The organism is Mesorhizobium sp. M0047, from assembly GCF_040323315.1.
GTDB lineage: Bacteria > Pseudomonadota > Alphaproteobacteria > Rhizobiales > Rhizobiaceae > Mesorhizobium.
Genome location: NZ_JAMYUW010000030.1, coordinates 1 through 19,177, shown reverse-complemented (window position 1 = coordinate 19,177; position 19,177 = coordinate 1). Strand labels below are relative to the sequence as shown.

General features: G+C 62.9%; 21 protein-coding genes. 12 read left to right on the top strand and 9 right to left on the bottom strand.

The annotated features are described in order from the left end of the window. Nucleotides 1-122 precede the first annotated feature (122 nt). Complete coding sequence (locus NKJ89_RS24490; protein ID WP_352606283.1) at nt 123-686, top strand: peroxidase-related enzyme; 564 nt, start codon at nt 123-125, stop codon at nt 684-686. A gap of 122 nt (nt 687-808) precedes the next feature. Next, nucleotides 809-1,132 carry a YciI family protein gene (locus tag NKJ89_RS24485; protein ID WP_352606281.1) on the top strand — a complete coding sequence of 108 codons (324 nt, stop codon included), beginning with the start codon at nt 809-811 and terminating at the stop codon, nt 1,130-1,132. A gap of 4 nt (nt 1,133-1,136) precedes the next feature. Here NKJ89_RS24485 and NKJ89_RS24480 read toward each other — a convergent pair whose 3' ends face one another. Next, on the bottom strand, nt 1,137-1,751 hold the full coding sequence (locus NKJ89_RS24480; RefSeq protein ID WP_352606279.1) for a LysE family translocator: 615 nt from the start codon (nt 1,749-1,751) through the stop codon (nt 1,137-1,139). Nucleotides 1,752-2,174: 423 nt separating this feature from the next. On the opposite strand from NKJ89_RS24480, the gene NKJ89_RS24475 reads away from it, so the two are divergent. Then, nucleotides 2,175-2,801, top strand: coding sequence for a DUF1062 domain-containing protein (locus tag NKJ89_RS24475; protein ID WP_352606277.1), 627 nt, complete (start codon nt 2,175-2,177; stop codon nt 2,799-2,801). A 61-nt stretch (nt 2,802-2,862) separates the two neighbouring features. Here the strand turns inward: NKJ89_RS24475 and typA are convergent, their stop codons facing one another. Next, on the bottom strand, nt 2,863-4,692 hold the full coding sequence (gene typA / locus NKJ89_RS24470; RefSeq protein ID WP_352487331.1) for a translational GTPase TypA: 1,830 nt from the start codon (nt 4,690-4,692) through the stop codon (nt 2,863-2,865). 197 nt (nt 4,693-4,889) lie between these two features. On the opposite strand from typA, the gene NKJ89_RS24465 reads away from it, so the two are divergent. Further along, on the top strand, nt 4,890-5,171 hold the full coding sequence (locus NKJ89_RS24465) for a hypothetical protein (protein WP_352606275.1): 282 nt from the start codon (nt 4,890-4,892) through the stop codon (nt 5,169-5,171). Nucleotides 5,172-5,263: 92 nt separating this feature from the next. Here NKJ89_RS24465 and NKJ89_RS24460 read toward each other — a convergent pair whose 3' ends face one another. Next, entirely contained in the window at nt 5,264-6,838 is a 1,575-nt protein-coding gene (locus NKJ89_RS24460) for an alkaline phosphatase D family protein (protein ID WP_352606273.1), read from the bottom strand. 270 nt (nt 6,839-7,108) lie between these two features. Continuing rightward, nucleotides 7,109-8,392, bottom strand: a complete 1,284-nt coding sequence (locus NKJ89_RS24455; RefSeq protein WP_352606271.1) for an MFS transporter — start codon at nt 8,390-8,392, stop codon at nt 7,109-7,111. Between the two features lie 74 nt (nt 8,393-8,466). Here NKJ89_RS24455 and NKJ89_RS24450 point away from each other — a divergent pair, with 74 nt between their 5' ends. Both NKJ89_RS24450 and NKJ89_RS24445 read left to right on the top strand, forming a co-directional pair. Continuing rightward, on the top strand, nt 8,467-9,084 hold the full coding sequence (locus tag NKJ89_RS24450) for a TetR/AcrR family transcriptional regulator (RefSeq protein WP_352606269.1): 618 nt from the start codon (nt 8,467-8,469) through the stop codon (nt 9,082-9,084). Nucleotides 9,085-9,127: 43 nt separating this feature from the next. After that, nucleotides 9,128-9,721, top strand: a complete 594-nt coding sequence (locus tag NKJ89_RS24445; protein ID WP_023760852.1) for a hypothetical protein — start codon at nt 9,128-9,130, stop codon at nt 9,719-9,721. 154 nt (nt 9,722-9,875) lie between these two features. On the opposite strand, the gene ppa is transcribed toward NKJ89_RS24445, so the two are convergent. From ppa to NKJ89_RS24420, 5 genes are all read right to left on the bottom strand, one after another. After that, nucleotides 9,876-10,409 (bottom strand): inorganic diphosphatase, encoded by a 534-nt coding sequence (gene ppa / locus NKJ89_RS24440; RefSeq protein WP_023760853.1) that lies wholly within the window; start codon nt 10,407-10,409, stop codon nt 9,876-9,878. A 115-nt stretch (nt 10,410-10,524) separates the two neighbouring features. Beyond that, on the bottom strand, nt 10,525-11,031 hold the full coding sequence (locus tag NKJ89_RS24435; protein ID WP_023760854.1) for a GNAT family N-acetyltransferase: 507 nt from the start codon (nt 11,029-11,031) through the stop codon (nt 10,525-10,527). Between the two features lie 117 nt (nt 11,032-11,148). Then, nucleotides 11,149-11,787 carry a TPM domain-containing protein gene (locus NKJ89_RS24430; protein WP_352606267.1) on the bottom strand — a complete coding sequence of 213 codons (639 nt, stop codon included), beginning with the start codon at nt 11,785-11,787 and terminating at the stop codon, nt 11,149-11,151. Between the two features lie 8 nt (nt 11,788-11,795). Then, nucleotides 11,796-12,638: a TPM domain-containing protein gene (locus NKJ89_RS24425; RefSeq protein WP_352606265.1), complete on the bottom strand. Its 843-nt coding sequence runs from the start codon at nt 12,636-12,638 to the stop codon at nt 11,796-11,798. A gap of 177 nt (nt 12,639-12,815) precedes the next feature. Further along, on the bottom strand, nt 12,816-13,454 hold the full coding sequence (locus tag NKJ89_RS24420; protein WP_352606263.1) for a LemA family protein: 639 nt from the start codon (nt 13,452-13,454) through the stop codon (nt 12,816-12,818). A 161-nt stretch (nt 13,455-13,615) separates the two neighbouring features. Between NKJ89_RS24420 and NKJ89_RS24415 the strand changes: the two genes are divergently transcribed. The 6 genes from NKJ89_RS24415 (at nt 13,616) to NKJ89_RS24390 (ending at nt 18,947) form a co-directional block, all read left to right on the top strand. Further along, nucleotides 13,616-13,867 carry a hypothetical protein gene (locus tag NKJ89_RS24415; RefSeq protein ID WP_023760858.1) on the top strand — a complete coding sequence of 84 codons (252 nt, stop codon included), beginning with the start codon at nt 13,616-13,618 and terminating at the stop codon, nt 13,865-13,867. Nucleotides 13,868-13,880: 13 nt separating this feature from the next. Beyond that, nucleotides 13,881-14,765 (top strand): pyridoxal kinase PdxY, encoded by an 885-nt coding sequence (gene pdxY / locus NKJ89_RS24410; protein WP_352606261.1) that lies wholly within the window; start codon nt 13,881-13,883, stop codon nt 14,763-14,765. Further along, nucleotides 14,762-15,574, top strand: coding sequence for a DUF429 domain-containing protein (locus tag NKJ89_RS24405; protein ID WP_352606259.1), 813 nt, complete (start codon nt 14,762-14,764; stop codon nt 15,572-15,574). The genes pdxY and NKJ89_RS24405 overlap by 4 nt, the downstream gene beginning before the upstream one ends. 148 nt (nt 15,575-15,722) lie before the next feature. Beyond that, entirely contained in the window at nt 15,723-16,367 is a 645-nt protein-coding gene (locus tag NKJ89_RS24400) for a carbonic anhydrase (RefSeq protein ID WP_023760861.1), read from the top strand. Further along, on the top strand, nt 16,364-16,795 hold the full coding sequence (locus NKJ89_RS24395; RefSeq protein WP_352606257.1) for a nuclear transport factor 2 family protein: 432 nt from the start codon (nt 16,364-16,366) through the stop codon (nt 16,793-16,795). Before NKJ89_RS24400 ends, NKJ89_RS24395 begins: the two co-directional genes overlap by 4 nt. Nucleotides 16,796-16,892: 97 nt before the next feature. Continuing rightward, nucleotides 16,893-18,947, top strand: a complete 2,055-nt coding sequence (locus tag NKJ89_RS24390; RefSeq protein ID WP_352606255.1) for a M3 family metallopeptidase — start codon at nt 16,893-16,895, stop codon at nt 18,945-18,947. Nucleotides 18,948-19,177: the final 230 nt, after the last annotated feature.

Sequence of the window (19,177 nt, the reverse complement as noted above, 5' to 3'; positions counted from 1 at the left end):
CCCGTCAATGCTTTTACGACTATGGTAGCAGATGACCGCTGTTTGGCGACAAAGGTTTGACGGCTTGCAAAGAAATATCGGAATTCGGCAAAAAGACGCCGACCAACGAGGAGAAATGGCCCATGACTGGCAAAATCACCGCGCTTGACCTTGGCCTGGGAGAACTGAGCGAGGCGACAAAAAACTATTTCGCCAAATGCGAAGAGAAGCTCGGCCTCGTTCCCAACGTGCTTCTCGCCTACGCCTTCGACGACAAGAAGCTGCGTGCTTTCACCGTCATGTACAACGACCTGATGCTCGCAGACTCCGGCCTGTCGAAGCTGGAGCGGGAGATGATCGCGGTCGCCGTCTCTTCGATAAATCATTGCTACTATTGCCTGACCGCGCATGGCGCGGCGGTGCGCCAGTTGTCCGGCGACCCGGCGCTCGGCGAAATGATGGTGATGAATTTCCGCGCCGCCGATCTCTCGCCCAAGCAGACCGCAATGCTCGAATTCGCCGTCAAGTTGACCGAGGAGCCGGCGAAGATTGTCGAGGCCGATCGGGCAGCACTGCGCAAGGCCGGCTTCACCGATCGCGATATCTGGGACATCGCCTCGACCGCTGCCTTCTTCAACATGTCGAACCGGGTGGCCGCGGCGATCGATATGCGGCCCAACGACGAATATCACGCCATGGCGCGGTGACCTGGCGACAGGCCCTAAATTAGCTGTTTCGCATTCTCGTTGCTTGTTTGCCGGTTTGGTCCGATGATCGGCAGGCGGCATGGCCGCATGTCGGTTCGATGCCGCTGATCAAGGAGGAGAACATGGCAAAATTTCTCTACGTCTATCACGGCTCCGGGAAGATGCCGACCGAGGAGGCCGAACGGAAAGCAGCAATGGACGCCTGGAACGGCTGGTACGGAAAGCTCGGCTCGGCCGTGGTCGACGGCGGCAATCCGGTCGGCAAGTCGAAGATGGTGCTACCCGGCGGCAAGGTCGAGAACAATGGCGGCAGCAATCCGACCGCCGGCTACACCATCGTCGAAGCGAAAGACATCGACGATGCCGTAGCCAAGGCCAAGGATTGCCCGATCCTGATGGACCCGGCTTTCAGCGTCGAGATCGCGCCGATCATCGAGATGATGTGACGGGTTACGACCGCGCCGCGATCGCCGCTGCCGCGCCGGCCATCGTCGTGGCACTGATGCGGTTGGCGATCTTCATGGCGCGCTTGCTCCTGAGGAGCTTGCGCGCCTGTGACGCGGCGAGCACCCAAGCCAGATCGATGGCGACCAGCACCACGGCCATGGTCGCCGTCAACTCGGCCCAGCCGACGATGCTGACCGAAGCGAGGTCGATAATGGTCGGCAGCAGCGCCAGATAGAACATCATGATCTTGGGATTGCCGAGCGTCACCGCCATACCGGCGAAGAACAGCCTTGCCGGAGAATCCTCGCGCGGCATCTCGCCCTCTTTCGCATCGACAGGTGCAGTCCACATTTTCCAGGCAAGGTAGGCAAGATAGGCGACGCCGACCCATTTCACGACGACAAACGCGAAATGGAAGGTCTGCGCCACCACAGCCAGCCCGAATACCGCCAGCGACAGCCAGATGCCCTCGCCGATCCACATAGCAAGCAGGAACGGGAACACGTCGCGAAAGCCTTTCGAGATGACGCGCGCGACGAGCGCCGCGATCGATGGACCGGGCGAGCCGGCGGCAACGAACAAAGCGGCGGCGAAGATCAGGAGCGATGTGAGGTGCATGGCAGTGCCTTCAACGTTAGAGAGCGAAGGATAGCCGATTAACGGCGATTTGGAACCCTGCGGCTTGCAGCGAAATTTCGCCCTTTGAAGAGGCGTTTGCGTCGCCCCTCATTGCCCGCCCGGCATCTCGCGGCTAGAAAGGCCGCCGCGAAACAATTTTGAGCTTCACTTTGCCTACGTAACCGCCGGTCTCGTCAACTCCCCCACACACTGCATGACGCCGCATTCGCGGTGTCTGTGTTCATTTCCATGTGTTCCTCTGGGCGGCGGTTCGAGACCGGTTTGGCACTGCTGAACCGCGTCGCGCGGCTCTTGCCCGTGACACCTGATTTCCAAAAACCGCAGCCTACCGCCACGCCGTGCCCGCATGGGCATCTCGACATCGCCGCCTGATGAACTTCCCGACGGGAAGGGCTTATCGGCATGTCTGGATTTCTGCGCATCGGCTGGGCGATCGCGCCCAAAATCGCACCTCGACCGCTCATCAACTGCAATCGCTGCGGCACTGTGAAAGCCTATTGCAGCAGCGGAAAGTTCCGCGTCAACGCCAACGGCAAGCGCATCGATGTCTGGCTGATCTACCGCTGCATCGACTGCGACAATTCCTGGAATTTCGGCATTTTCGAGCGCTGCAACCGCCGCGACATCGAGCCTGCTTTGCTGCAGGCGCTCGAAAGCAACGATCCGGGGCTGGCCCGCCGCCATGCCTTTGATGTCGTCGCACTGCGAAACCGGATCGGGTGCATCGAGGAATTTCCCGATGTCGCCGTTCACAAGCACAGGCTTGGCGGCACAAGGGAGACGGCTACCGCGCTGGAGCTCCAGCTTCGCCTCGAAATGCCGACGTCCCTGCGACTCGATCGGCTGCTCGCCGGCGAACTCGGCATCTCGCGATCACGGCTTCAAGCGCTTGAAAAGGGACGTTTGCTGCTCGTTCATCCGGACGGTGCCAAAGCCTTGCGCAAGCCCGCCCGCCAGGGAGCGACTATCCGCATAGATCTGGCCGGTGAGGTCGACCAGGACGACATCATGTCGGCTGCCGGTGGATGAACGAAAGAGGGGCGGAGCATTGGTCTGCTCCGCCCCTCTCAGCCGTTTGGAATAAAGAAGCTTATGCCGCGCCGACCGCCTTGGCCGACTTCTCGAACCGCTTGCGCTCGTTCGGGTCGAGATAAAGCTTGCGCAGGCGGATCGTCTTCGGCGTCACTTCGACCAGCTCGTCGTCCTGGATCCAGGCCAGCGCGCGTTCCAGCGTCATGCGGATCGGCGGGGTCAGCTTCACCGCTTCATCCTTGCCGGCGGCGCGGATATTGGTCAGCTTCTTGCCCTTGAGCACGTTCACTTCGAGATCGTTGTCGCGGCTGTGGATGCCGATGATCATGCCCTGATAGACCTTGACGCCCGGGTCGATGACCATCGGGCCGCGGTCTTCCAGGTTCCACATGGCGTAGGCCACCGCCTCGCCCTGTTCGTTGGAGATCAGGACGCCGTTGGTACGCCCCGGCAGTTCGCCCTTGTAGGGCTCGTAGGCATGGAACAGCCGGTTCATCACGGCCGTGCCCCGCGTGTCGGTCAGCAGTTCCGACTGGTAGCCGATCAGGCCGCGCGTCGGCGCGTGGAAGACGATGCGCTGGCGATTGCCGCCGGACGGGCGCAGTTCCACCATCTCGGCTTTGCGCTCCGACATCTTCTGCACGACGATGCCGGCATGCTCCTCGTCGACGTCGATAACGACTTCCTCGATGGGTTCCTGCAACTCGCCGTTCTCGCCCTTCTGCATGACGACGCGCGGACGCGACACGGCAATCTCGAAACCCTCGCGGCGCATCGTCTCGATCAGCACGGCCAGCTGCAATTCGCCGCGGCCGGAGACGAAGAACGAGTCCTTGTCGGGCGATTCCTCGATCTTCAGCGCGACATTGCCTTCGGCTTCGCGCAGCAGACGGTCGCGTATGACTCGGCTGGTGACCTTGTCGCCTTCTGTGCCGGCCAGCGGACTGTCGTTGACGAGGAAGGACATGGTCACCGTCGGCGGATCGATCGGCTGCGCATGCAGCGGCTCGCTCACCGCCGGATCGCAGAACGTGTCGGCGACGGTGCCTTTCGAAAGGCCGGCAATGGCAACGATGTCGCCCGCCTGGGCCTCTTCGATCGGCTGGCGTTCGAGGCCGCGGAAAGCGAGGATCTTGGAAATACGGCCAGTTTCGACCAGCGTGCCGTCATGGTGCAGCACCTTGACCGGCTGGTTGGACTTCAGCGTGCCTGATTCGATGCGGCCGGTGATGATGCGGCCGAGGAACGGATTGGCTTCCAGGATGGTGCCGATCATGCGGAACGGGCCGGGATGCACGGTCGGCGCCGGCACATGCTTGATGACGAGGTCGAACAGCGGCGCCAACTGCTGGTCCTTCGGTCCTTCCGGATTTTCGGAAACCCAGCCGTCGCGGCCTGAACCGTACAGAATCGGGAAGTCGAGCTGTTCATCGGTGGCGTCGAGCGCTGCGAACAGGTCGAACACCTCGTTGACCACTTCGACATGGCGGGCGTCCGGGCGGTCGATCTTGTTGATGACGACGATCGGCTTCAGGCCGACCTTGAGCGCCTTGCCGACGACGAATTTGGTCTGCGGCATCGGCCCCTCGGCAGCGTCGACCAGCACGATGGCTGAGTCCACCATCGACAGGATGCGTTCGACCTCGCCGCCAAAATCGGCGTGGCCTGGGGTGTCGACGATGTTGATGCGGGTGTCCTTCCAATCGACCGAGGTCGCCTTGGCCAGGATGGTGATGCCGCGTTCCTTTTCGAGGTCGTTGGAATCCATGGCGCGTTCGGCGACGCGCTGGTTGTCCCGGAAGGAGCCGGATTGGCGGAGCAATTGATCGACGAGGGTGGTTTTTCCATGGTCGACGTGCGCGATGATCGCGATATTACGGATTTTCATGTTCTGGTCTCGGAAGCGTTGCAGGCAGCAGGCCAAAAGGCGCTGCCTCTTTCGGTTGCGGGGCTCATACAGGGTTTTTCGCAGTTGCGAAAGAGGAGGCGCGCCACCAAATACTCATCAAATCTTAAGCATCTGCGTGTGAGATGATTCCGTTAACCAAGGCGGGAACCTTTCCGGGCCCGGGCAGTTCGAAGATCATGACAGATAGACTCAACCGATTTTGGCCGCTCATCGCATCCGCAGCCTTTGCAATCCTGCTGGCCGCCAACGCCGCGCAGTCGGCTGCGACGCTGCGCGAGACGCGCCCGGTTGCGCAGTCCGGCACGCAGACAGCCGAGCAGGTCTTCGCCGACGCACCCGACGGTGTCGACCCGATGGTGACCGGCCCGGTCAGCGCCTCCTTCAAGCAGCGGCAGGACACCGCCAACTGCGACAACGCCGTCTGGCCGAACATTCCGATGGTCTGCTACCCGGACTAAGACGGCGCTTCACCCCCGCCCCGTCTCGCCAGCTTCGCTTCGCGAAGCCGCCGCGTCGACCCTCCCCACGAGAGGGAGGGTGAAAAGTGCGTTTATGCCGACCGCACCGGGTCGAGCGTCACCTTGTAGAGTTCGTTGTCGTCGCGATCCATCAGCCGCACCGTCATCTGCTCGCTGGCGCCTGAAATGTCGACCAGCCCGAAGAATTGCAGGCCCGCCGATGGCGGCAGGTTCTGACCCTGTTCGGCAGTCGGCGCCTTGATGAACTTTAGCTCCGGCCCGAATGTCATGTCAAAATCGTTGGGGCCGAACGTTCCGGCGTGGATCGGGCCCGAGACGAATTCCCAGAACGGATTGAAATCCTGGAACTGCGCCTTGTCCGGGTTGTAATGGTGGGCGGCCGTGTAATGCACGTCGGCGGTCAGCCAGACTGTGTTGCTGATGCCGGCGTTTTTGATGAAGCGCAGCAGGTCGGCGATCTCGAGCTCGCGTCCCTTTGGCAACCCGTTATCGCCATTGCTGACCGCTTCGGCGCCGACCTTCTTGGTGCCGTCATCCCAGACGACGAGGCCGAGCGGCATGTCCGCGGCGATGATTTTCCAGGTCGCCTTCGAATTCGCCAGCTCGCGCTTCAGCCATTTCGTCTGCTGTTCGCCCAGCATGCGCGATTGCGGGGTCATCTCATCCTGCATGTCCGGACCGTTGGGGCCGCGATAGGACCGCATATCGAGAAAGAACACGTCGAGCAGCGGCCCGTAAGCGATCTTGCGATAGACACGGCCGGGCTCGGAGGGTTCATAGCGGATCGTCGTCATCTCATGGAAGGCGCGCGCCGCGCGGGCCGCCAGCACGTGAATGGATTTCTCCGTATAGCGATTGTCGGCGCTGAGATTCTTCGAATCCGACCAGTTGTTCAGAACTTCGTGGTCGTCCCACTGGTAGAAGGTCGGGCAGATGGCGCTCAAGCCGAGCACGTTCCGGTCCATCATGTTGTATTTCCACTGGTCCCGGTATTCGTCCAGCGTCTCGGCGACCTTGCGCTTGCCGTCGATCAGCACGACGTTCTTCCACTTGCCGCCACCGGGCAGGTCGACCTCGTCCTTCATGGCGCCGTCGGCATAGATGGTGTCGCCCGAGTGCAGGAAGAAATCGGGCGTATGCCTGCCGATCGTGGCGTAGGTCTTCATGCCGGTCTCGTCGATGCCCCAGCCCTGGCCGGCCGTGTCGCCCGACCAGGCAAAGCGGATGTCGCGCTTCGAGGCCGGCGCCGTCCTGAAGCGGCCGGTGATAGGCTCCGAAACGGCGTTGATGTCGGCGAGATCGGCTGATGTCATGCGGTAGAAGATGTCCTGGTCGGAAGCGAGGTCGGTGAGCAGCCGTTTGACGGTGTAATCGCTGGCCGGCGACGTATCGAGCGGTGCCAGGCGCGTCGCATTGGCGAAATTCTCCGTCGACGACACCTCGAACATGACGCGCGACGGGCGGTCGGTGCGCGTCCAAACCATGCCGCTGGTGGCGTCGACATCGCCCGACTGGACGCCATGGGTGAAGGCCGGCCGCTGATTGGCGCGCGAATAGTATGGCAGTGCCAGGCTCGAAACGCCGGCCAGGCCAACGGCGCTGGCGGACGTGACGAAGGCGCGGCGGGTCATCGAAAGCTTGTTCATGGCTGTTTCCTGGATGGCTTGAACGGTGCCACCAGGATCCAGCGTCAATGTTTCAGGCGCATCTCGGGATGATGAAGGTTTGATAACAGTGAACAGGGTGATCTCCCCCCTCGAGGGGGAGATGTCGCCGAAGGCGACAGAGGGGGTCGCCGCGCATAGAGCGCCGACCTCCATCTGCACCAGGAGGCAGAGCCCGGTCGGACCGACCCCCTCTGGCCGCTTCGCGGCCATCTCCCCTCAAGGGGGGAGATTAGCGCTCCGCCGTCGCGGCTAAGCCGCTCTCGGCTCCGGTTCAAACGCTGGCCGGCTTGTATTGATCAGCAGCGAGATACACGCCGCGGCAATTGCCGTCATGCCGGCAATCAGGAAGGCCAGTTCGTAGTTGCCTTGCAGCTCGCGCATGGTGCCGCCGAAAGCGGCGGCGGTGGCCGCACCGATCTGGTGGCCGGCGACGATCCAGCCGAATACGATCGGTCCGCTGCGATCGCCGAACGCCTCGTTGGCGAGCCTCAGCGTCGGCGGCACGGTGGCGATCCAGTCGAGGCCGTAGAGCACCGCGAAGATGATCAGGCTGGTCGCCGAGAAGCCGGAATAGGGCAGATAGATCAGCGACAGGCCACGAATGCCGTAATAGACGCCAAGCAGCTTGCGCGGGTCGTAGCGGTCGGTAAGCCAGCCCGACAGTGTCGTGCCGATCAGGTCGAAAATGCCCATCATCGACAGCAGGCCGGCGGCCTGCACCTCGCCGATGCCCATGTCGCCGCAGAACGCGATCAGATGAGTGCCGACCAGCCCGTTGGTGGTGAAGCCGCAGACGAAGAAGGTGGCGAACAGATACCAGAATACCCTCGTGCCGGCGGCGCGGCGCAACGTCGAGAACGTATGCGCGAGGAAATTGCCCTGTGACGCGGGCGGAGCCGGCGGCACGTCGTCGGCCTCGGCGCCGTAGCGCACCATGCCGATCGAGGCCGGCCGTTCCGGCACCAGCAGCCAGACCAGCGGTATCAGGGCCGCGGTGGCGATCGCCACCGCAATGACGACCGGCTGCCAGCCACCCGACTGCGCCAGCGCGGCGATCATCGGCAGGAACACCAGCATGCCAGAGGCGCTTGAGGCCGACATCAGTCCCATGACAAGGCCGCGATTGGTCTTGAACCAGCGATTGACGATGGTGGCGCCGAGCACGCTGGCGACAGCGCCGGAACCAATGCCCGAGAACACGCCCCAGGTGATGAACAGATGCCAGGGCTTGGTCATCAGCAGGCTGAGCGCGGTGGAGCCTGACATCACCATCAGGGAGGCGAGCAGCGTGCGGCGCAGCCCGATGCGCTCCATCAGGGCCGCGGCAAACGGACCGGTGAGACCGTAAAGCAGGATGCCGACACCAGCAGCCAGCGAGATGACGTCTCGCCGCCAGCCAAAGCTGTTCTCCAGCGGCAGCATCATGACGGCGGGTGCGGACCGCAGGCCGGCCGCGACCAGCAGGCAGAGAAAGATGATGCCAACCACGACGAAGGCGTAGCGCTGGCCAAAGGGACGAGATTGAGTTATCATGTTACTGACCGGTACGTTGCAGGGTGGGAACAGGTATACGTACCGATCGGTAACATTGTCAATCGAGTCACACGATGCCAACGGACAAAAATATTGATCTGACCATCAGCGACGGTCATGCGTCGGCGCCGCCGAAAGCCGCCAAGAAGATTCTCGATGTCGCCTATGATCTGTTCTACCGGCGCGGCATCAGGGCGATCGGCGTCGACGAGATCGTCAAACGCGCCGGCGTCACCAAGCCCAGCCTCTATCGCAGCTTCCCCTCCAAGGATGAACTGGCCGCTTCCTATCTCAGGCAATACGACCGTGAATACTGGGAGCGTTTCGATGAGGCTGTCGCCGCTCATCCCGGCGACCCGCGCGCGCAGATCAAGGCCTTCCTGACCCGCATCGGCAAGCGAACGCAAGTGGCGGACTATCGCGGCTGCGGCATGACCAATGCGGCGGTCGAATATCCCGATCACAGCCATCCGGCCCGCGTGGTCAGCGAGGCCAACAAGCAGGAACTGCGCCGCCGCCTGCGCGCCATGGCGGTTGCGATGGGCGCCCAAGACCCTGACACGCTCGGCGACGGCCTGCTGCTCCTGATCGAGGGCGCCTATATCAGCGGTCAGTTGTTCGGGCTCGGCGGTCCGGCAAAAGCGGTCGCCCGCAACGCCGATCTGCTGATTGAAGCCAGCTTGAAGAAATAGCATTTGGCGCTACGCTGCGATGGCCTGCAACGGAGTGTCCGCGATGCGCAGCCTGCTGATTCTGCTCACTCTCGCGGGCTTCTGCCAGGCCGCACACGCCGACGGCATTGCAAGCGCCTACACCGATCTCGACTCGAAGAAGGACTGCGTGACTTACGCGCAGGCCGAGGAAGGCGACGGCGACTGGGCCGACCTCGCCTGTTCGGGCTACCGCGGCTATCCTGTGCTGATTGCCTATGACGATGCTCGTGAATCGCTGTTCTACGGTTTTCCGCCCGGTGGCGACATGACGACCGTCTGGGAGAGCTTTTCCGGTTTCAATTCATCCGGAGCCAAGATCGAATGGCGCGTCGAGACCAAGGGCGAGACCGCAGTGCCCTTTGCCGTCATCCATCGCCGCACGATCAGCAACCCGGATGACGAAAAAAAGTCGACCGAAGTGTTGCTCGTCGCCAAAGTCGGCCAGATGGAGGCCCGCGACGGCTGCACGATCGGCCTGGTGCTGGCCACCGGCAACCCCGCCGCCAACGATCAGGCGCGCAAGCTTGCCGACGACAAGGCGCGAACCTTCGCCTGCGGCAAGGACAGGCACACCGTCATCGGCAACGTGCCGGCTTTCGGCCGGGTCGACAACTGACACGGTGGGAATTGGCCATCGCGCCCGTAGCTTCGTCATCCACGGGCGGGGCAAGGAGCGCAACGACACGATCCGCGGAATCTGTTCCGCCGCGAAGTTCGGCTAGCTTCACGGCATCGATCCTCGGGCCAAGCCCGAGGATGACGAAGCGCGGTTACTTGCTCGCCTTGGCCCGCTCGATCGCGTCGACGATCATCTTCCTGGCATATTTGGAATCGTGCCAGCCTTCGATCTTGACCCATTTGCCGGGCTCGAGATCCTTGTAGTGCTCGAAGAAGTGCTGCACCTGCTGGCGGGTGATGTCGGGCAGCTGGGTGTATTCGGTGACGTTCTCGTAACGCAGCGTCAGCTTCGGTGACGGCACGGCGATGATCTTCTCGTCCTGGCCGGCATTGTCTTCCATGATCAGCACGCCGATCGGCCGCACGTTGATGACGCAGCCCGGCACCAGCGCGCGCGTGTTGCAGACCAGCACGTCGATCGGATCGCCGTCGCCCGACAGCGTGTGCGGCACGAAGCCGTAATTGCCGGGGTAGCGCATCGAGGTGTGCAGGAAGCGGTCGACGAACAGCGTGCCGGCCTCCTTGTCCATCTCATACTTGATCGGCTCGCCGCCGATCGGCACCTCGATGATGACGTTGACGTCCTCAGGCGGATTCTTTCCACTGGCGATGGCTTCTATGCGCATGGCTTTGTCCCTCTCTCGATAAAAGATCGATAGCGGGCGGCGCGCCATGGTGCAATGCGGCGAATGGTGCCTAGGATCCGATCGGAACACGCGGACGGCCGGAAAGGCCGAGGTGTCATTCCCAGACGAAAGCGACCTTCTTCAGCGCCTTCTGCTCGAAGATCTCGACGCCTTCGGCGACATCGCGTCCGCCGGCGCTGGCATAGAAGGCGAGCGCGTTCTGGTTGTCTTCCAACGCCCAAACCACCATGCCTTTCAGCCCGTGATCGGCCAGACGGGCCCTGGCTGCCGCGAACAGGCGACTGCCGAGCCCGATGCCCTGATATTCCGGGCGCAGGTACAATTCGTAGATTTCGCCTTGCTGCTTGAGCTCTCGGGCGCGGTTCTTGCCGATCGTCGCATAGCCGGCGACCTTGCCGCCGATCTCCACGACCAGAACTGTGGCGGCGCGGCGAATCGCATTCGCCCACCAGTCGGCGCCGCGTCGGTTGATCATCGATGTCAGGGTGCGGTGCGGAATAATGCCGGAATAGGCACCGCGCCATGCCTCCAGATGCACCTCGGCGATGGCACTGGCATCGCGCGGGTCGGCCTTCCTGATGTCGATCGTCAGCGTATTCATGATTTGTTAACCATAAACCCGCATCGCCCGATTGCAAGAGTCCGGGCGGCCCGCCGCAGGCTTTCTCACAGGCGATCATCGCCTTGGTGAGGCCTTCAATGTCTCTGTGGAAAGGGCTCAAATCTCTACGAGATGATCGTCCAACTCGTTGCTGTCGCCCAACGTGACCGGGAAATGCTCGGCAAGAACCGCCCCCACCTGCTCGATGGCCTTGACGAAGCCGTCGGCAAGGCGGTCGTCGCTGGCATGCGCGGTAAGGTCGCGCACGACGCCATCCCAGACAGGCTGGCCGACCTTGGCGTCGATGCCCGAATCGGCGACCACTTCGGCATAGCGTTCTGCGATCGAGACGAAGATCAACACCCCGGTGCGCGCCGTGGTGCGGTGGACGTTGCGGGCGAGGAACTGCTTGACCGCGTTAGCGTGCGCGGCCTGGTAGCGCAGCCGCCTTGGCACCAGATGGATGCGCAGGCCGGGCATCGCCCACAACATCGCCAGCACGCTGGCAAGCGCCAGAAGCTGGGCAAGGACAAAATGCGGCAGCCGGATCGACAGCCACCAGGCTTCCAGTCCATAGCCGACGGCCAGACTGACGATCAGCATGCATACTGTCGCCATGAAGGCAGCCGGGAAGAAATACCCATCGCTGGCGTGCGCCACGACGCAGTAGATTTCGCCGTCGGTCTTCTCCTCGGCGGCGCGGATCGCGGTTGCGATGCGCTCATGATCCTGCGGGCTGATTGGTCGTGTCGCCATGATCTGTCTCACCAGCTTCCTGAAGAACCGCCCCCACCGGATGAGCCACCGCCGCCGGAAAACCCGCCGCCGCCCGAGGACCAGCCACCGCCGGAACCTCCCGACGACCAGCCGCCACCGGAGGACCGCCGGTGTGGCTCGAAAGTCATGCCGAGCCAGCGATAGCGGCCGGGCCCAAGCTTCTGGCCGAAGATCGGCGGCAGGACCGAAGCCGCGATGCTGCCGAAGAAGATGATCGCCCAGATGCTGATGAAGACGCCGAAGAACAGGTCATCGGAATTGAAGGGCGCCTGCTGGTTGCGCTTGCCCCGCGCTTCCAATTCCTCCGGATTGCCTTCCAGCACCATGATCATGTCGTCGACGGCCTTTTCTATGCCGCCGGAGAAATCGCCGGCGCGAAAGGCCGGCACCATGTCGTTTTCGATGATCAGCTTGGTGTGCAGGTCCGTCAGCGTGCCTTCCAGCCCGTAGCCGACCTCGATGCGCATCTTGCGGTCATTTTTCGCCACCAACAGAAGCACGCCATTGTTTTCCTTCGCCTGGCCGAGTTTCCAGAAGCGAAACAGCCGGTTGGCGTAAGGTTCGATCTCTTCGCCATCGAGGCTGGGAATCGTCGCGACGACGATCTGATCCGAGCCTTTCGTCTCGAAATCGGCAAGCTTCTGCGTCAGCGCCGCCTTCGTCGCCGCATCGATGATGCCGGCATTGTCGACGACACGGCCGGTCAGAGCGGGAAGTTCGGCGGCGAAGGCGGTGATGGGGAGGAAGAAGAGGCTGGCAAGAAGGCTAAGAAAGGAAAGGTAGGTGTTCCGCGGCGCCCTCCTCTGTCCTGCCGGACATCTCCCCCTCAAGGGGGGAGATTGGACGTCACACCGGCCTTCGCCAATCACCGACGCAGAAGGATGAGCAATGCGCTCGAAACTGCCAATCTCCCCCCTTGAGGGGGAGATGTCCGGCAGGACAGAGGGGGGTGTTTGCACGCCAGCAGTCCGTGATTTCGCGAGATTTATTCCGATGGCAGTCGACGATCACCCGCCCTGCTTCGTGCCGAAATCGACCTTCGGCGTCAGTAGCTTGTCGTCTTCGATGGTGAAATTGGCGAAGGGCTGGTTGCTGCGGAACCAGAAGGTCGCCCACAGCACCGAGGGGAAGGTCCTCAGCGTCAGATTGTATTCCTTCACCGCCAGGATGTAGTCGCGCCGCGCCACCGCGATGCGGTTTTCGGTGCCTTCAAGCTGCGCCTGCAGCGCCAGGAAATTCTGGTTGGCCTTGAGGTCGGGATAGTTCTCGACCACAGCCAAGAGCCGCGACAGTGCGCTGGTCAGGCCGGCCTGGCTGTCCTGGAACTTCTTGAACGCTTCAGGATTGTTCAACGTTTCCGGCGTCACCGTGATCTGGGTGGCCTTGGCGCGGGCTTCGACGACCGCATCGAGCGTGTCCTTTTCGTGAGAGGCATAGCCCTTGACCGTCTCGACCAGGTTGGGGATGAGGTCGGCGCGGCGTTGATACTGGTTCAGCACCTCGCTCCATGCCGCCTTGGCGTTTTCCTCTGCCGTCGGGATGGTGTTGTAACCGCAGCCGGCAAGCAGCGGCAGCACGATCGCCATCATCAGGATGGCAGGAAGCGTGCGGAACATGGACGGCGGGGCAATGCGCTGGGCAAACATGAAGGGGTCCCTCGGTAGAAGTTGCGTGCGAAGCATTACCACAATCGGCACACAAGAAAATGACCTCGGCGGGCACGGTTATCGACACGTTACCGTCAGCCGCAAGGCCCTGTAATTGGCAAGGCGAACGCGGTAAGGTCCTGTCGAAACAGGACATCACCATGGCGGAACGCCAGGACAGCGAGAAGGAATCGCGCCGCATCCTCGAGCGCGTTGCCCAAGAGACGGATCCGGCCGGCAACTCGTTTGTCGCGCGGGCCACGAAAGGCATGCACGATCACGTCACCGCGGCCGATGCCGATCGTGCCGATCCGATCGAAGTCTGGGGCACCCGCATTGGCCGGACACTTGGCCTGCTGCTGGCGCTGGGCCTGATGGTCTGGCTCGTGCTTTACGTCATCCGGGGCAGTTAGGAATCAAGCAACAATGAGCGCCGAACAAACCGACGCGCCGCGTGCGGTCATCGTCATTTCCAGCCATGTCGCGCGCGGCTCGGTCGGCAATCGCGCCGCCGTGTTCGCGCTGGAGACGCTGGGCTTCCCGGTCTGGGCAGTACCGACGGTCATCCTGCCCTGGCATCCCGGCCATGGGAGGGCGACGCGCATCGTGCCGCCGCTCAACCAGTTCAAGGCTTTGATGGCCGATCTGGAGCGCGCGCCGTGGCTGGGTGAGGTCGGCGCCGTGCTATCCGGCTATCTCGGCGAGGCCGGCCAGGCCGAGGCGGTCGCCTCGCTGGTCGCCGCGGTGAAGGCAAGGACGCCTGACGCCGTCTATATCTGTGATCCGGTGATGGGTGATTCGGGCGGCCTCTATGTGCCCGAACCGACCGCCATCGCCATGCGAGACCGGCTGATGCCGATCGCCGACATCGCCACCCCCAATCGCTACGAACTGGAATGGATGGCCGGCGCGCCTTTGCCCGACCTGAAATCGGTGATCGCGGCCGCCCTCCATGCCGGACCATCGACCATGCTGGTCACCTCGGCGCCGTCGATGATGACGGGCGGTACCGGCAATCTTATGCTCGATGGCAGCCAGGCCTTGCTGGCCGAGCATCGCCTGATCAACAAGCCGCCGAATGGCCTGGGCGATCTGACCGCAGCGGTCTACCTTGCGCGCATCCTGTCCGGTCAGCCGCCGATCAAGGCGCTGCAGTCGACGACGGCGGCGGTCTACGAGATCCTGGCGCGCACCGCCAAGCGCGGCGGCGACGAACTGCAGCTCGAAACCGATGCGCAGAGCCTGTCGCACCCGATGGCAATGGTGCAGCTTCGCCACCTCACGCATCCAGGGCGGGACCGCCGGGCGTGATACCGACTAAGACCGTTCTTGTCGGCGTCGACGGCTGCAAGGCCGGTTGGATCGCCGTCCGGCACGACCCCGGTTCGACACTTCGTAACCCCCGTTCGATACTTCGTAACCCCGGTTCGATTGCTTCCGTCGCGGTCTTTGCAAGCTTCGCTGCCTTACTTGCCTCGCTCCCCGACGATGCTGTCATTGCTGTCGACATGCCGATCGGGCTGCCCGAATTTTCGAGCAAAGGTGGGCGCGGCCCCGAAGCGCTGGTGCGCCCGCTGCTTGGGGCACGCCAATCCAGCGTCTTCTCGATCCCGTCCCGCGCCGCGCTCTATGCCGACACCAGCGACTTCACCACCATCGAAGCCTGGTATGCCGCTCACATCAGGGCAAGCGAGGTGGCCAAAGCCACATCCGACCCGCCGCGCGGCGTTTCGATCCAGGCGTTCGGCATTTTTGCCAAGATCCGCGAGATCGACGCACTGCTGATTGCGCGGCCCGATTTGCGCGGCCGTGTGTTCGAATCGCATCCGGAGGTCGCCTTCTGCCGGCTGAATGGCGATCAGGCCATGCGGCTGCCGAAGAAGATCAAGGGCAGCATCAATCCGGACGGCATGGCGGAACGCAAGGCGCTGCTCTGCCGGCACGGCTATGAGATGGGCTTCCTCGACCAGCCGCCGCCACGCGGTGCGGCCGCCGATGACTTCCTTGACGCGGCGGCGATGATGCTCGTCGCCGGCCGCATCGCCGATGGCGAGGCACGGCCGTATCCCGACCCACCGCTCATCGATCGTGTTGGCATACCGGTTGCCATTTGGGCGTGAGGGTGCCTGCGAGAGTCGCGCTTCGTGCCTGGCTTTTTACGACGAGCTCCTACAATTCTGCATTGCTCGTGACGGGCTTTTGCCGCTAGAGGCTTGTCTCGACTGCAACGAGCTGCCGCCTCCAACCCCGGAAAGGCCTTAGCCGCCCATGCCTCACCTCCCCGACCATCTCCTCGCCGGCTATCGCAATTTCATGAGCGGCCGCTACCTCACCGAGAGCGGACGCTATCGCGAGCTCGCCCGCGAAGGCCAGGCGCCGGAGACGATGATCGTTGCCTGTTGCGATTCCCGCGCCGCACCCGAAGCGATCTTCGACGCCGGACCTGGTGAACTCTTCGTGGTGCGCAACGTCGGCAATCTTGTGCCGCCCTACGCGCCTGACGGCGAATTCCATTCGACCTCCGCCGCGCTCGAATTCGCCGTGCAGAGCCTCAAGGTCAAGAACATCGTCGTCATGGGCCATGGCCGCTGCGGCGGCATCCGCGCTGCGCTCGACACCAATTTCGCACCGCTGTCGCCCGGCGACTTCATCGGCAAGTGGATGAGCCTGATCGCGCCGGCGGCGGAAACCGTCTCCTCCAGCACCTTCATGACGGCGACCGAGCGCCAGACCGCTCTGGAGCGCATCTCGATCCGCTATTCCATTGCCAATCTCCGGACCTTTCCGTGCGTCTCGATCCTCGAGGGTAAGGGGCGGCTGTCGCTGCACGGCGCCTGGTTCGACATTTCGACTGGTGAACTCTGGGTGATGAACAAGGAAACCGGCGATTTCGAACGGCCGGAGCTGGGATGAAGAGAGCGCGCAAGGCGGTGAATATCAGGTCGATCGTTTTGACGGCGGCCGCGCTGCTGATCGCGACTATTACCGCCCGCGCCGATGACCGCGCCACCATCAGCCGCTGGTATTCGGCGTTGCTGGTCGCCGACCGCACCGAGCTGTCCGACCTGCTCTCCGACGATGTCCGCATCAAGCTGGACGATCTCGGAATTGTGCAAAGCAAGCAGGAATTCATCGCCTCGATCAACGAATGGAAAGGCGCGGTTGCCGGTACTTCCATCCGGCACCGGATCGAGAAGAGCGAAGGCAACGTCACCACGGTGGTCGCCTGCTACGACTTTCCCAACAACGACATGCTGATGCAGGAAACTTTCGCGGTGGCCGACAACCGCATCACCGTCAGCTCGCAAGCGGCGATCGCCGAGAACTGCGACGGCTTTTGAAGCGGATATCGGACACCTGCTGTATTGCGGGTCCGCCGGTCGCGTCCTACATCGGTAGCGACCCACCCTGCCTGCCTTCACCAGCGAAAGACCGTCCATGCATTCCACGAAAGCCGTCGACCTCGCCTCCCATCCGCTGACTGCGTGGCAAGGACCGCTCGGCCTGCCCGATTTCACGCGCATCGGCGACGGCGATTTTTCCCCGGTCTTCGATGCGGCGCTGAAGGCGCATGAGACCGAGATCGAAGCGATCGCCGCCAACGAAGATATGCCGACCATCGAGAACACGCTTGCCGCGTTGGAACTCGGCGGCGAGGCGCTCGACCGTGTCTCGTCGATCTTCTGGTGCCGCGCCGGCGCCCACACCAATGAAGCGATCCAGGCCCTGGAGCGCGACATCTCGCCAAAGATGTCCAGGCATTTCTCGGCGATTTCGATGAATGAGAGGCTGTTTGCCCGCATCGACGATCTCTACCAACGCCGCGAGAGCCTGAAGCTCGACGCCGAGACCCTGCGGGTCCTGGAAAAGACCTGGAAGGGTTTTGTACGATCCGGCGCCAAGCTCGACGCCGACGGCAAGAAACGGCTGGCAAAGATCAACGAGGAGCTGTCCTCGCTCGGCACGACTTTCGGCCAGAATGTGCTTGCCGACGAGCGCGACTGGGCGCTGTTCCTCGACGAGGCCGACCTGGCCGGCCTGCCGGACTTTCTGAAAAGCTCGATGGCCGAGGCGGCCGAAATGCGCGGCCAGAAGGGCCGCTATGCCGTCACCCTGTCGCGCTCGATCTATGAGCCGTTCTCGACCTTCTCCGAACGCCGCGACCTGCGCGAGACCGCTTTCCGCGCCTTCACCATGCGCGGCCAGAATGGCGGCGCCACCGACAACACAACCGTAGTGCGCGACATGCTGAAGCTGCGCGCCGAAAAGGCAAAGCTGCTCGGCTACGGCTCCTTCGCCGCGCTGAAGCTCGACGACACCATGGCCAAGACGCCGGAGGCGGTGCACGCGCTGCTTGATCCAGTGTGGGAGAAGGCGCTGGAAAAGGCAGCGGCCGACAAGACCGACCTGCAGCGGCTGGCGACGCAGGTGGGCAGCAATGAAAAATTCGCCGCCTGGGACTGGCGCTTTTACCAGGAGAAACTGCGTGCGGAGAAATTCGCCTTCGACGAGGCCGAACTGAAACCCTATTTGCAGCTCGACCGGATCATCGACGCCTGCTTCGACGTGGCGACACGGTTGTTCGGCATCACCTTCGAAGAGAAAAAGGGTATCGCCGCCTGGCATCCCGACGCGCGTGTCTTCGTGGTTAGGAATGCCGATGGCAGTGAGCGCGGCCTGTTCCTCGCCGATTATTTCGCGCGGCCGTCAAAGCGCTCCGGCGCCTGGATGAGCGCGCTGCAATCCGGCTATGGGCTCGCCCACGGCTCGAAACCGGTGATCTACAACGTCATGAACTTCGCCAAGCCGCCGGTGGGCGAGCCGGCTCTGCTGTCGGTCGACGAGGCGAAGACGCTGTTCCACGAGTTCGGCCATGCGCTGCACGGCATGCTGACCGACGTCACCTGGCCGTCGGTCGCCGGAACTTCGGTCAGCCGCGATTTCGTAGAACTGCCGTCGCAGCTCTACGAGCACTGGCTGACCGTGCCGGCTGTGCTGGAAAAGCACGCGTTGCATGTCAAGACCGGCAAGCCGATGCCCAAGGCGCTGCTCGACAAGATGCTGGCCGCGCGCACGTTTGGCGCAGGCTTTGCCACGGTCGAATTCACGGCCTCTGCCTTGATGGACATGGCCTATCATGCGCGGCCGGACGCGCCGCAGGAGCCGCTTCGTTTCGAAGCCGAAACGCTCGAAAAGTTTGATATGCCTGATACCATCGCCATGCGCCATCGCACCCCCCATTTCGGCCATGTCTTCTCAGGCGAAGGCTATTCGGCCGGCTATTACTCCTACATGTGGTCGGAAGTGCTCGACGCCGACGCCTTCGCCGCCTTCGAGGAAACCGGCGACCCCTTCAACCCAGCGCTCGCCGAGCGGCTACGCAAGAACATCTATGCCGCCGGGGGTTCGAAGGACCCGGAGGAACTTTACACGGCGTTTCGCGGCAAGATGCCGTCACCCGAAGCGATGATGGTGAAGCGGGGATTGGTGTGATTAGCCAATCTCCCCCCTTGAGGGGGAGATGGCCGGCAGGCCAGAGGGGGTCGGTCCGACTGGGCTCGAGCTGCTCCGGTAGAAGAAGGCCGAGCCCGGTCGGACCGACCCCCTCTGTCGCCTTCGGCGACATCTCCCCCTCAAGGGGGCAGGGCTATCGCATATGAGTAAAGAGGCTAAGCAGGTTTTGATCGGCCCATCGTGCCTTGAGTCGTTTGTGGCTGAGCGGG